This window comes from Tautonia rosea, from assembly GCF_012958305.1.
GTDB classification, from domain to species: Bacteria; Planctomycetota; Planctomycetia; order Isosphaerales; family Isosphaeraceae; genus Tautonia; species Tautonia rosea.
This window is the reverse complement of the sequence record NZ_JABBYO010000008.1, coordinates 141,417-154,555: the sequence shown is the minus strand read 5'-3', so window position 1 is coordinate 154,555 and position 13,139 is coordinate 141,417. Positions and strand designations below refer to the sequence as shown.

The window sequence follows — 13,139 nt, the reverse complement described above, 5'->3', positions numbered from 1 at the left end:
CGCTTGACTCCCCCTCCCCCTCCCCCCCCCCGATATTCTATAAAAACTGAATCGTTCAGAAGTCCATGTTTGAACCAGATGGATTGAGAGAATGAGAATAAAGACGTGTTGGGACGTTTTGGTTCGACAGTGTCCTCTCAACCTCTTGATGATCGTCGTGTGTTCAGGATGTGGCCAGTCACGGGAAGAGTGGCCCCGGATCACAGAAACTCCCAACGAATATGAAGTGCGCATTGTTGAACCAGGCGAGGGAGCGGTTGTCACCATTGGGCAGCCGATCGAGGTCAGGGTCGAGGTCGCAAATCTGACCGGTGATGGGGCCCCCACGAGCTTGAGCGTTTCCATTCGGCATCGTGGGACGAGCTACGATGCGGCCGGCTTTCCACTTTCGAGCGAGCCGCGGGACTCGGAAAACGCTCCGTTCGTGTTTCTTGGCTCGCTCAAGTTGCCTGGTAGTGCTCCTGAAGGGAAATACATCATCCAGGCACAGGCCATATCAACGTGGGCTGAGGAAAATGCGGAAGAGGACGAAACGCCTATCCTGGAATCGCAGAGTTTCAAAGCCCCAGAGATTGAGGTCATGGCGAAGCAGTCCGACCAATGATCACTCACACTGGAAAGTTTGGGAAAAGGGTTTGGGAAAAGGGGAGAGCAATGACTGGCAGGAGATTTTCGCGGAATGGATTTACAATTGTCGAATTGATTGTTGCTGTTTCGGTCATTGCGATCCTGGTTGGGCTTTTAATTCCCGCAGTCTCGATGGCACGATCGGCTAGCCATCGGATTCAATGCGCGAATCAATTGAGGCAGATCGGTCTTGCGATGCATACCTATGAGGCATCCTACGGGGTGTTTCCCGCTGCGACCAGTGGTTCGCCCAGTGCTCGATCTTTCCTCGTTGCGCTCCTGCCACACATAGATCAAAAAAATCTCTTCAATTCGATCAATTTTAGTTTCGACTTGATGAACATTGGGCCGCAGAATCGGACTGCGTCGTCCGTGCGGATCAATGTGCTTCATTGTCCGTCAGATAATGTTGATCGCCCAGGGTGGCCGGTTGCGACAAGCTATGCAGGAAATCAGGGCGGTGGTGTTCAAAAATATGGGCCAAACGGGGTGTTCCCCGGGCTCACGGCCGTTCGACTGCGTGATATTTCCGATGGGACAAGTAATACGGCAGCAATGTCGGAATGGGTGATTGGGCCTGTATCTCCCGCATTGCGTGATCCGCTCGGATCAGTCTTCCGAACAGCGACTGAATACAGTCGGCCTGATGAACTCGATCTTTTTACCAATTTATGCCGATACATTGATTTGAATTCTGCTTCAGTGACGACTCATCCCAAAGGGGTCAACTGGCTCTTTGGCGAGCTAGGATATAGCCTCTACAATCACGTACTCCCGCCTAATGAGAAAAGTTGTCTGAATGGGACTGCCTATCAGCAGGGAGCGTGGACGGCAAGTAGTCGTCACCGGAATGGTACCAATCTTCTCTTCGCCGACGGACGTGTCGAATTCTACCGAAATCACGTCGACCAAGCGGTCTGGCGTGCCTTGGCGAGCCGGAATGGGGGCGAGCTCGCCGTGCAGCAGTGATGCCCCCTGACTCCGCCTGCAACGATGAACGTGAGTGAAGCAGGTCGCTTTTCTGCGTTCATTGTGGGCCTATTTTCGGAGGCAACGCTGATGCCACGCGCTCGATCCGTAGTGACCATTGCCGTGACGTTCGTCACCGTCGTTACCCAACAGCTTGGATTTGCCCAAACTGTCAATATTACCATATTTAGTGGAGATGGTCAGACAGTAGCACCCGACACGAGGTTGCATGTCGCAGGAAATGCTTCATGGCCAGCTTCAAGTATTGATTCAGTTGAAGTATTAGTGCGTCATAAAGATTCACTACAGGTTACCGATTCGATGAGTGTGATGGTTACTAAAGATCCGGCTCCTGCGAAGAAGGGAACCTGAGATACGCTGACTACTGGTCCTTTCGCACGCCTGGCAACGCAGCATGATCCACTAGGAGATGAATATGAACTGTATGTGGAAGGTTACAATGCCTCAGTTGGCCCATTTATTCCGAAGGCAACCGACACGGGAGTGTTTTTTATCGATTGATTGTTGAGCACGATCAATTCGGCTCACATTTCGAAATAGGCTTGCAAAATCACAAAAGATTCAATTTCTCAGATGATCACTTCATCGGAAAACATTTCGTTTCACAATGAAGTATTGCACGTTCAAAGGTTCTGTGTGAAGTGGTCGTCTTCGCTAATCCTGTAGGGGCCGCTGTGCGAACCTCCGACCAGACCGATTCCACTGGGGGAGGTCTGCATAGCGGGTTCTACTGGGCTCACGAGCCATTAGCGGTCGGCGGCGGTCGGAGCCCTCGGGAAACCGCTTCCTTCCAGGCGCGGGCCTTCAGGAGGAGCCCGCCGCGGTAGGAATCCATCAAGGTGTCGAGGCGCTGGCGGTCGGGCTCGGGGATCGGGCCTTCGCGATGGCGGGCGAGCAGGGCGCTGAGTTCGTCCTGGTCGGCCGAATCGAGCATCAGGTCGCAGAGGGCGAGCAGGGCGTCGTCGGGGAGGGCCTCGACGTCGGGCTCCTCGACTGCGCGGCGGAGCCAATCGACCACGGCGTCTTCGAAGCGACGGTGCGTCGCCGCGGCCAGGGCGCGGGCTCGCCGGGCCAACTCGTCCGGGATTTCAAGGGTGAGTGTTTCGCTCATCAAACGGCCCCTTTCCTTCCGTGGGAATTCTAGCGGTTCGGGGAAGCGTTCGGAAGGTCGGGGCCGTCGTTGAGCCTGGGAGTAACGATCAGCCCTGTCGGGTCCGCTGGGTGCCGACCTCCACCAGGCCGACGCCGCCGGGGAAGATGCGCAGAGCGGACACGACGGGGCTGACAGCGGTCGTCAGTCGCCGTCACGAGGTTCAGGCAGAAGGGCCACGATCCGGGTCGGGCCGCCGCTGCCGCCGCCGATCTTCATGGGGAAGGCGAGGATCACGGCACCGGCCTCGGGAAGTTGATCGAGGTTGGCAACGTTCTCAAGCCCGAACAGGCCGGCGCCGTTGAGGATGCGGTGGGCGGCGAAATCCTGCGAGGGGCCGTGATCGAGGCTCGCCGTGTCGAGGCCGATGCCCGAGAGGGAGCGCTCGGCGACGAGCCAGCGGGCCGCCTCGGGGCCGATGCCGGGGAAGTGAAGGTTGGCGACGTCGCCGGGCTTGTCGGTCCCCAGATACTGGTTCTTGTCGGGCCAGAAGGCGCCAAAGCCTGTCCGAACCAGGACGATCGCCCTGTCGGGAATGCGGCCGTGGCGGGATTCCCAGGCCATCAGGTCTGCGGTCTGGAGCTGATAATCGCGATCGGCCCGGCAGGCTTCGGTGACATCCACGACCACCGCCGGGCCGATCAGCCGATCGATTGAGATCTGGTCGGTCGTCGCTTGCCCTTCGGCGAAGTGGATCGGGCTGTCGAGGTGGGTGCCGCCGTGCTCACTCGCCGAGTACGTCGCCGAGGCGTACCAGCCGGTGCCGCCCTCGGTTTCTCCCCATTGGGTCCGCTCGTGGCAGAAATGCTTGTCCTTCGGCCAGTAGATGGTCTGATCGTCGAAGGTGTGGGTCAGGTCGATTGCCCGGGATTGCAGCAGGGAGGCGAGGGCTTCGGCCTGCTCCAGGTCGTCGCCCTGGCGTCGCATCCCCGCGGAGGCGACGAGGGCGGCGGCCAGGATCCCGGAGGAGATTGCGACGGTCGCGGTTCGATGGCGCATGGGAGGGCTCCCGGGATTGGGGGATCAAGGCCAGAGAGGTCACTCCGGCGGGCGAACCTCGGTGCTCAACGCCCGGAACGGGAGGGACCAGAGGAAGTGGGTCTGCAGGAAGATCGGCTCGTTGTAGTCGTCGACGAACCAGTCGGGGTCTGGGGCGCCGACGGCCTCGTCGAGCACGGGGCGGATCGCCAGATCCAGGGGCAGGGTGTGGGCCTGCCAGCGCGGGAGGCCGGGGCGGGCCGACCGCAGGCCGACGGTGGCCCGGGCGTGGCAGGTCATGCAGGAGGACTTCTGCTGGAACCCGTGCTCGATCTGCGAGTTGGCCAGGATTGTCGGCCGGCCCTGGGCGTCGACGAAGGCAGTTTGCGTGCCCCGAAGCCTCATGTGCTCCCACTTCGAGCCGATCGTCTCCCTGCGGATGCCGTCCCGCCCGGCGGGGGGGGCGTCTCCCCGGGTGGTCGGGTCCTGGGAGTACTGCTCGGCGAAGCGCTCGAAGTCGACGTGCTCGAAGTCGCACCAGAACCAGTTGGGCAGGTCTCGGGTGATGATGTGCAGGGAGCTGAGACCCCAGAGTTGCCGCTCGCCGTCGTCGTTGGTGATGGTCCGCCAGTGATAGCGGGGTTTGTCGGCCTCCTCGATGCGGACCCAGCGGGCCTTGATCTCCTGGGAGGCCCGGGGGAAGAGGAGCTCGTTGCCCTTGAGAAAAGCGTCCTCCAGTCCCTCGATGTTGTAGAGCTGATTCTCCCGGATGTAGTCGAAGGTGGCGCGGTTCATGCGGACCTCGATGCCACCCTCGCCGCCGTCCTCAACGGGGTCGAAGGCGCCCGGGGCGCGGGCGACCTTCAGGAGGAAGTCGAGCCCCTTGCCGGGGTAGGGCTCGAGGACTTTGGAAGGGGGGACGTCCCGGGGCAGGTCGTCCCAGGCCGCGGGGGTCGCGCCGCGATCGAGGAAGACCTCGCTCCGGTTGGGGGGGACGTAGATGGGCCCGGCCCGGCCGCCGCTGGCCAGGGCCCAGGTCTCCCAGGTGACCGGCCGGTCGGGGTCGTAGTCCCGGATGGTCGGCCGGTCGGGGTCGGGCACGCCGGCAGTGCCGAGCTCGGCCTGGCGGTTGAGGGCGAAGAACAGCCGCCAGGCAAACTCGTGCGGGTCGTTCGTCGCCCGGCTGGCATCCTCGGGGCGACCGCCGGGGATGCCGAGGTTGTCCTGATCCGGCCGAGGTCGTCCGGCGACGCCGGGTGACTCCCGGGCGATGAAGACGGCCGCCGTGATCCCGACGAGCAGCCCGAACCCGATGCGTCTCGCCATCTCGACATCCTCCCTGGAGGTTTGCCCAGAGGAGTGTAGGACACGAGGCCGGCTCGGGCCGACTCCCCGGGTGGATCGGTCACTCGCCGTCGGGAGCTTCGCGGTCCTCGGAGGGCTTTTCCTCGGACGTCTCGCCGTCCGACGCGTCCTTCTTCTGCTCGGCCTTGCGGGCCTTCTGCATGGGGTTCTCGCCGGAGCCGCGACCCTGGGACTTGAAGAGCTGGAAGCGGGAGGGGGTGGGGCGGCGGGGCCAGTGGTTGTTTTCGAGGTCGATGTCGGCGGTTTCGAGGTAGGGGTCGAGGGTGATCGAGACGACCGGCTTCTCGGTGATGAGGAGCTTGGTCACGCGCTCGGCGTTGCGTCGCCAGATCTCGGCGGGGATGCGGACCTCCTCGGTCGAGTCGTCCTCGAAGGTCAGTTCGAGGATGACGGGCATGACCAGGCCGCCGACGTTGGAGAGCTCGACGATCGAGAAGTGGGCCTTGGTGGCGAGCAGCTCTTTTTCCTCGTCGGTGAGGCTGGCGAGGAAGCGCTCGAAGGCCTCCTTTTCATCCTTGGTGACGGCGAGGTCGTCGTACTCGTTGTAGAAGTCCTTCAGCTCAGGCTTCTCGTCGACGAACTTGGGCAGCTCCTTGTTGCGGGCCTGGGAGAGGGTGGTGGGGGCCTCCTCTCGGGCCTTGCGGGCGAGGGCCTTGCGGACCTCGGGATCGCCGGTGTCGATGGTGTAGAGGGTAAGGTTGTCGAGCGACAGGTCGACGTGATCGGTGGTGTAGAACCAGCCGTGGAAGAACCAGTCGAGGTCGGTGCCGGTGGCGTCTTCCATCGTGCGGAAGAGGTCGGCGGGCATCGGCCGCTTGAACTTCCAGCGCTGGGCGTACTCCTTGAAGGCGTAGTCGAACAGGTCGCGGCCGAGGATGCTCTCGCGGAGGATGTTGAGCGCCGTGGCCGGCTTGGCGTAGGCGTTGGGGCCGAACTGGAGGATCGTCTCGCTGTTGGTCATGATCGGCACCTGCTGGGTGCTGCGCATGTAGGAGACGATGTCCTGCGGCTCGCCTCGGCGAGAGGGGTAGTTCTCTTCCCACTCCTGTTCGGAAAGATACTGCAAGAAGGTGTTGATTCCTTCGTCCATCCAGGTCCACTGGCGCTCGTCGCTGTTGACGATCATCGGGAAGTAGTTATGCCCGACTTCGTGGATGATGACCGAGATCAACGCGTACTTGGTGCGGTCGGAATAGGTGCCGTCCTTCTCGGGCCTCGGGCCGTTGAAGCAGATCATCGGATATTCCATGCCGCCGACCGGCCCGTTGACCGACTGGGCGATCGGGTACGGATAATCGAACGTGTAGCGTGAGTAGACGTTCAGGGTGTGGATGATCGAGGCGGTCGAGTACTGGCTCCAGAGCGGTTCCCCCTCGTTCGGGTAGAAGCTCATGGCCATGACCTTGTTGCCACCGACATCGTGCCCCTGAGCGTCCCAGATGAACTTGCGGGAGGAGGCGAAGGCGAAGTCGCGGACGTTCTCGGCGCGGAAGATCCAGGTCTTCTTGCCGCTGGGCTTGGACTTCTCGTTTGCCTTCGCTTCCTCGGGGGTGACGATGAAGACGGGTTTCTCGGCGGTTTCGGCTTCCTTGAGGCGCTCGATCCATTCGGGCTTGAGCACGTCTTCAGGATTGACGAGCACGCCGGTCGAGGAGACGACGTGGTCGTCGGGCACGGTGATCCGCACGAGGTAGTCGCCGAATTCGAGGGTGAATTCGCCGCGGCCGAGATACTGCTTGTGCTGCCAGCCGTTGACGTCGGTGTAGGCGGCCATGCGGGGGAACCACTGGGCGATCTCGTAGATGCAGTTGCCGTCTTCCTCGAAGTACTCGTAGCCGGTTCGGCCGCCGATGACACTCGAATCGTTGATGGCGTAGTTCCAGGCGATCGAGAAGACGAACTGCTCACCGGTGCGCAGGGGGTTCGGCAGATCGATGCGCATCATTGTCTTGTTGATGGTGTAGTCGAGCGCCTCGCCCGAGGAGGCCTCGACCGATTCGATCGTGACACCACCATCAAAGGTCTGACGCGCGAGGATGCCCTTGAGCGCATTGAACGAGACGCGATCGCCGAAGCCGGGGGCGGTTTCGGTGGTCACGGCGTCGGCGTCGGGGCGGAAGATGTTCGGATCGAGCTGGAGCCAGACATACTTGAGGGTGTCGGGGGAGGCGTTGGTGTAGGTGATCGTCTCTCGGCCGATGATCCGGCGGTTCTCGTCGTCGAGTTCGACGTCGATGACGTGATCGGCCCGCTGCTGCCAGTAGCCCTTGCCCGGCGCCCCGGAGGCAGTGCGGGCCTCGTTGGGCGTGGGGAGCACTTCCTCAAGCTGTCGGAATTTGTCTTCCTGAGTGTATTTCTCGTTCTTGATCTGAGCCGAGGACGGCGAGACCATCAAGAGAGCGGCAAGGATCGAGGTCATGGCCGCGGAAGGGCGGAGGAGTGTTCGGATCATGGGGCGCATCGTCATCGACTCGCTCGGGCGGGGCCTTTGGGGGCGTCGATCGGAGCTTCACAAAGAGCGCTCGTCTTGGGAGAGGGTCTTTGATCTTGTCGATCTGCCCTGGCCAGTGTCAAGGTGACGGGCCTGGAGCGCCTGCGAGGGGAAGGGCGGGTCCGAGGACGGAGCGAGGGGGGGCGCTGCGATTGCGGAGGTGATCAGCGGAAGTTGTAGCCGGGGTTCGTCGGGTCGAAGTCCTCGTCGCTCAGGACGATGCTCGGGTCGAACGTCTCGATGACGTAGCGGCCACCCAGGACGGGCTCTGCGCCGGGAGCGTCGGGCCAGTCGTGAAAGGAGTAGGCACGAGGCAGGAGGGTTTCGGGATCGTAGTGGACCTCGAAGCGAGCGAAGGGGCGATCGGGCGAGGCGGAGGCGTAGTGATGGAGCGATCGGTAGAGGGGCTGGCCCTCGTCGTCGGTGATCCGGTCGAGCGTGACTGAGGCGTCGAGATCGTGCAGGGCGCGTTGCACGTGGCTCAAGAGCATCCGGGCGACGGGAAGGACGCCGGCCTCGGTGATCGGGAACCGGCTCTGCGACATCGCCAGGCTCGAGTGCGGCTCGACCTCGATCGGCGGCAGGAACATGCCGAGCAAGCCCCCCCCGGTGTGCGTGATAAGCTTGCCGTTGCGCAGGCCATCGACGTAGATGATTTCGCAACCTTTGGGGCGGCCGATGTCCTTCATGTAAACCGAGACGGGCTCGTGGCGGACTTTCAACTGGAGGGTCTGCTCCATGAGCCATCGGCCGTTGACGCGTTCGTGGCGCCAGATGGTTGCCTCGTACCCGCTGAGGGTTTCGAGCCGGGTGACCAGATCGGCCAGGGCGCGGTTGAGGAGCTGCTTGGCTCTGGGGCCTTCCAGCGCGTCGAGGGGCCAGGACGTGGAGCTTTCGTCGAGCGGCTCTGGTTGTTCGCTCGGGTCCAGAGGGACCGCGACCCGATCGGCCGGTTCCTCCGAGAGGCTCGCGAACGATCCGGCGGCGTCCAGTGGTGCCGCGATCATCCAGCGGGCCACGAAGACCAGCGCCACGGGCGCCAGGCAGAGGGCCAGGGCTCGTTTGCGGTATTGCCGAAAGGTGATGAGGCGATGGAGCGCGTCAGTCATAAGAAGTCAATCAAGGTGGCGAATCTGAGATCAAGGGGAGCAACGACTCGACGGTGGGGCAGGCTTCGACCTCGAACTCGATTCCGACCAGACGCCGATGCCGGTCGTTGGCAACGGGTGAAGGATCATGCGGGGATCCCTTGGGAACCGAACGGTCGAGAGGACTGGGGGAGGTCCTTGGACGTCGACAAGGCACGGTGCAAATCGAGAACCATCGGTGAAAATGTCATGAGTGTCTGGACCAGTTTATCCCCTAACTTGGCTCCTGGTCAATTTTTTCGACCGAGAAATCCGGACAGGATTGGGTTAGAGCGCGGGGGAAATCTGGTCCGGTTCGGGAGAGAATTGGGCTTGGGTTGCCAGAAGGCTGGCCCTCGAATTCCCGATCACACGGAAGACCGTACGACACAAGCCCGCTCTCCCTCATCGGTGGACCGAGAGGGGAGCGGGCTTGCGGAATTCCACGGGCTGGCTGCGGTCAGGCGTCGATCAGGGGATGAACAGCGGGCCGATCGGCTGCAGGCCGGGGATGACGGTCACATCGGGCCGGGTTCCCGGCGGTCTCGGGGCCGGGGTCACGAGCGAGACGTTCCGGCTTCCTGGTCCGAGATAGACGTGGTTCAGGGGGAAGCCGACGATGAACGAGTCTCGGGCGCGGTTGATCCCGACCAGGTGCAAGGTGCCGAGGGTGTTGAGCACCAGGCCCTGGGCATCCTGGGCGAGGAACGCCTGGACGTCTCCCTGGATGTCGAAGACGGCTGTTCCGGCCAATTTGGGTCGGAACGACTCGGAGAGGCCGCTGAGCAGGGTCGGGTAGTCGAGTTCGGTCGTGCCGATCCGGTTCAGGGTGGTTCGACTCACGAGATTGACGACGTTTTTCCCGTCCACCACGCCCACGACTCGGGCCACGGCGCTGTCGACACTGCCGAGGGCCTCGTCGGTTCCGGCCGGAGGAGCAGGGGGCAGGCCAGGGGCCCCGGTCCGGTCGATTTCCTGGAGCCGAGCCCCGATGGGATTAAGAGCCATCACGCCGAGAATCTCGGTCGTCGGCTGGAACTCGTCGAAGAAGCCGCGGCCGAGCACCGCCAGGGGGTCGAAGCCGGGGACTCCGGTGGCTCCGCCGAGGAACCCGAACTGCCGGGTCGGTGTGAAGAACGTCAACGCGGGATTGGGAGCGGGAACCGTGTTCCACCCAGGCAGCAAGGTGATGCCCCCTGGGTTGAGTGCCGGGTCGAGGCTAGCGGCCAGGTCGATGACCTGGGCCGAGCCAACCCCTCCGCTAGCGGTGGAATCGACCAGCACCGTACGGAGGTCGGTCGTGCCGATGCCGTCGATGGCGTTGATCGTCGGCAGGTTGTCGGTCGTGAACTGGCCGACGAAGGTTCCGGCCGGCACGATCGAGCCGTCGGGCAAGGTCCGGTCGAGCGCCTCGAACGCCCGAACGGTATTGGCCTGACCGACGAGCACCAGCAATCGGTCGTCGACCTTGGCCGTGCTGACCCCGGCCGAGGGGGCAAGGCTGGGCACGGCGATTGTTTGCACAACGGCACCGGTCGTGGCATCGAAGCGGATCAGTTGCCCGGCCGTCGCGTCGTAGCCGTAAACTTGAGGATTGCCGATCGTCAGCTCGTCCTGGGGATTCGTCCCGGGCGGCAAGGGGGCGAGCGGCTCACCGTTGATCCGTCCAGCGATCTGAATGCGGATGCCCGGCGGCGGCCCGGTTTGCTCGACCGGGGTCGGAGTCAGAACCGGGAAGAAGTTCCCGTCGGTCAGGACCAGCTCGACCCCGCCGGCCTGATCGGTGGCGAAGGTGGTGTCGCGACCGGCCTGGGCGGCGCGTTCCAGGGCGACCTCGGGAAGCTCTCGGAGGAAGACCTGGGTATTGGGGCCGACGTTGTTAATGCCGAGCCGCCGGACGCCGCCGATGAGATTGATCGTGCCGCCTTCGATCAAGTTGAACGGTCGAAGACCGGCCAGACCCAGTTGATTGGCCCCGGCCCCGGCCTGGGCCTCCAGCGGTACGTCGGCGTCTCGAACGCTGGCAAGCGGGACAACGCCGGTGGCATGGGCAAAGATCTGGCTGTTCGGTCCGGTGCCATCGAACACCAGGTCGAGCGCTCCGTCGGGTCGAACCGAAGTGCCGGCCAGGGTACCGGGTCCGCTCAGGTTGATGGCGACCCTCCCGCCCCGAGGCGTGGTGTAGCGGAAGGTTTTGACGGGGGGATCGGGAAGGCCGTTCTGAGCGGCGGTCTGCTGGGCCTCGATCGGCGGGGCCTGCAGCATGGTGACGCCGACGTCGGCGAGTGACGGGCCATCCGACGCACTCTGATCGACCGAGATCTCCGACGAGCCGGGCTCGAGGCCGGTCGATCGCAGCTCCACGGGGCTGAGCGTCATGCCGGCGTCTGTGGCTCCCGGCCCAAATCCGACGCTGAGGCCGCCGCCGTCCAAGAGCTGGCGGCCCTCCAGCGACTCCAGGCCCGGCCGGGCCTTTCTGATCCTGCTCCTGGTCGCTCCCCGAGGCATGATTCCCGCCCTCCTTGTCCGTCGGCGTCCGTCGGCCTCAGATCAAGACCGGTCCCGGCGACGCAGAGGCGCCGGCAGCCCGGACGATCCGTCACACCGACAAGATCGGCAAGATCGGCCCGAGACATCAGCCCGAGCGCTCGGAAAGCCGGCGCTCGGGGAGCGCCCAAAGCCCCTGAGCACGGAGGCCGTTGACGATCTCGACCGTTGCCAGCAGGATGGAACGAAGAGATTCTTGCGACCAAGAGGGTCACACGGAGCCCCGCATGTTCCAAAGGAGGCGTCTCAACGATGCGAGTGCGATTTGTGAGCGTTCTGGGCCTGGCCGTGCTGACGATCGCTGCCCTGGGAGGAGCCGCAGACGGGCAGGATCAGGGGATCGATTCCGGGCCGAAGCTTGGTGAAATCGTCACCCCGTTTGACGTTTACGACGTCACGGGTCCGAACAAAAGCAATGAGCTCTGTTACGTCTGACAGTACGGGATCAGCCCGGTCGTCTGCATCTTCTCGCGGACGACGTCCGGGCCCTTGACCAGTTTGGTCAAGGCCGTGGAAGAGACAATGGCAGACCGTCCCAGGCTCAATGCTTTCGTCGTCCACCTGACGGACCCAGAGAACGAGGCCGAAGCCGTCTCGAATCTCCGGGAGATGGCGGCCAAGGGCGGGATCGCCAAGATCCCGCTCACCCTGATGGAGAATCCCGACGGCCCTCCGGCGTACAGGATTGCCGAAGACGCGGAGGTGACGATCCTGATCTATCGCTTCTTCGACGTTCGAGCCAAGCAGGTCTTCGGCCCCGGCGAGCTGACGGAGGCCGACATCGATCGTGTGCTCGCCGATCTGTCGAAGGTGCTGGGCGAGTAACGGCGCGGTAGGAGTCTGGAATCGCCTTTGGGAGGGTTTGCGAGGGAGCGGGCGCGACGCTTCGGAGAGCAGCGACCTGAGCCTCGTCGTTCGAAACCTGATCGCCCCGTTGACGATCGGATCGGTTCAGGCCACGATAGATTCGGAAGTCCACGCGACCGATCGGTAGGATCAGGGTCGAGAGCCCTTTCCGAAGGAGGTTTTTCCCTATGCGATTGCGATCTTCGCACGCCTGGGGCCTGGCCGTGCTGGCTGTCTCCGCGATGGGTGCGGCGGCAGTTTTGCAGGCGCAAGGTCCCGATTCCGGCCCGAAGATCGGCGATGTCGTCAACGCCTTCGACGTTTACGATGTCACCGGTCCGAACAAAGGCAACGAGCTCTGTTATCGCTGACGCTACGGTGCCAGCCCGGTCGTCTGCATCTTCACGCGGACGACATCCGGGCCCTTGACCAGTTTGGTCAAGGCCGTTGATGAGAAAGTGGCTGAGAACTCCAACCTGAAGGCCTTCGTTGTCCAGCTGACGGACACCGAGAACGAGGCCGAAACCGTCACGGCCCTACGGGACCTGGCGGCCGAAAAGGGCATCAAAGAGGTGCCGCTGACCCTGATGGACACCCCCGCCGGTCCTCCCTCGTACAAGATTGCCGAGGACGCCGAGGTGACGGTCCTGCTCTGGCGATTCGCCGAGCTGCGTTCGAAGCATTCCTTCGGCCCCGGTGAACTGACCGAGGCGGATATCGAGCGCGTGCTCGCCGACCTGCCGAAGATTCTGGACGAGTGACCGATTGACCCGTCCCGCCGCTCCCTCGTCGTTCGGGGGACGCGGTGTTCCTCGATGATCTCTTGAATTCCCGGGCTTGCCTGGCTTGCCGAAACGGTCGCCGACTTCCAAGGCTTCTCAAGTCCTGTTTCGTCTCATGTTCTCGTGACGGAACGGAACTGCAAGCTCCGAAACGTGGTGCGTCATTTCCGGTTCCGGATGGCGCACGAAGACGGCCCGAGACGCGGGGGTGTCTCGGGCCGTTTGGCAAGGTCGGT

Annotated in this window: 13 protein-coding genes; 7 read left to right on the top strand and 6 right to left on the bottom strand. The window is 63.1% G+C overall.

The window, feature by feature from the left end:
* The first annotated feature begins 91 nt into the window (after positions 1-91).
* From HG800_RS15650 to HG800_RS15640, 3 genes are all read left to right on the top strand, one after another.
* On the top strand, positions 92-604 hold the full coding sequence (locus HG800_RS15650) for a hypothetical protein (protein ID WP_169977570.1): 513 nt from the start codon (positions 92-94) through the stop codon (positions 602-604).
* A gap of 50 nt (positions 605-654) precedes the next feature.
* On the top strand, positions 655-1,596 hold the full coding sequence (locus HG800_RS15645; protein WP_169977763.1) for a DUF1559 family PulG-like putative transporter: 942 nt from the start codon (positions 655-657) through the stop codon (positions 1,594-1,596).
* Positions 1,597-1,686: 90 nt separating this feature from the next.
* Complete coding sequence (locus HG800_RS15640; RefSeq protein WP_169977569.1) at positions 1,687-1,968, top strand: hypothetical protein; 282 nt, start codon at positions 1,687-1,689, stop codon at positions 1,966-1,968.
* 385 nt (positions 1,969-2,353) lie between these two features.
* Here HG800_RS15640 and HG800_RS15635 read toward each other — a convergent pair whose 3' ends face one another.
* The 6 genes from HG800_RS15635 to HG800_RS15610 all read right to left on the bottom strand — a co-directional run bounded on the left by HG800_RS15635 (position 2,354) and on the right by HG800_RS15610 (position 11,236).
* Positions 2,354-2,728, bottom strand: coding sequence for a hypothetical protein (locus HG800_RS15635; protein ID WP_169977568.1), 375 nt, complete (start codon positions 2,726-2,728; stop codon positions 2,354-2,356).
* 183 nt (positions 2,729-2,911) lie between these two features.
* Complete coding sequence (locus HG800_RS15630; protein ID WP_169977567.1) at positions 2,912-3,766, bottom strand: cyclase family protein; 855 nt, start codon at positions 3,764-3,766, stop codon at positions 2,912-2,914.
* A gap of 39 nt (positions 3,767-3,805) precedes the next feature.
* Entirely contained in the window at positions 3,806-5,071 is a 1,266-nt protein-coding gene (locus tag HG800_RS15625; RefSeq protein ID WP_169977566.1) for a hypothetical protein, read from the bottom strand.
* A 79-nt stretch (positions 5,072-5,150) separates the two neighbouring features.
* Positions 5,151-7,571, bottom strand: coding sequence for a M1 family metallopeptidase (locus HG800_RS15620; protein ID WP_206352310.1), 2,421 nt, complete (start codon positions 7,569-7,571; stop codon positions 5,151-5,153).
* A 194-nt stretch (positions 7,572-7,765) separates the two neighbouring features.
* Positions 7,766-8,710: a DUF1571 domain-containing protein gene (locus tag HG800_RS15615; protein ID WP_169977565.1), complete on the bottom strand. Its 945-nt coding sequence runs from the start codon at positions 8,708-8,710 to the stop codon at positions 7,766-7,768.
* A 489-nt stretch (positions 8,711-9,199) separates the two neighbouring features.
* The gene (locus HG800_RS15610) at positions 9,200-11,236 is read right to left on the bottom strand and encodes a hypothetical protein (protein ID WP_169977564.1); all 2,037 of its coding nucleotides are present in this window, start codon (positions 11,234-11,236) and stop codon (positions 9,200-9,202) included.
* Between the two features lie 291 nt (positions 11,237-11,527).
* On the opposite strand from HG800_RS15610, the gene HG800_RS15605 reads away from it, so the two are divergent.
* The 4 genes from HG800_RS15605 (at position 11,528) to HG800_RS15590 (ending at position 12,882) form a co-directional block, all read left to right on the top strand.
* Positions 11,528-11,710 (top strand): hypothetical protein, encoded by a 183-nt coding sequence (locus HG800_RS15605; protein ID WP_169977563.1) that lies wholly within the window; start codon positions 11,528-11,530, stop codon positions 11,708-11,710.
* Positions 11,711-11,797: 87 nt separating this feature from the next.
* The gene (locus HG800_RS15600; protein ID WP_169977562.1) at positions 11,798-12,100 is read left to right on the top strand and encodes a hypothetical protein; all 303 of its coding nucleotides are present in this window, start codon (positions 11,798-11,800) and stop codon (positions 12,098-12,100) included.
* Between the two features lie 209 nt (positions 12,101-12,309).
* Entirely contained in the window at positions 12,310-12,492 is a 183-nt protein-coding gene (locus HG800_RS15595) for a hypothetical protein (RefSeq protein WP_169977561.1), read from the top strand.
* A gap of 54 nt (positions 12,493-12,546) precedes the next feature.
* The gene (locus tag HG800_RS15590; protein ID WP_169977560.1) at positions 12,547-12,882 is read left to right on the top strand and encodes a hypothetical protein; all 336 of its coding nucleotides are present in this window, start codon (positions 12,547-12,549) and stop codon (positions 12,880-12,882) included.
* Positions 12,883-13,139 lie beyond the last annotated feature (257 nt).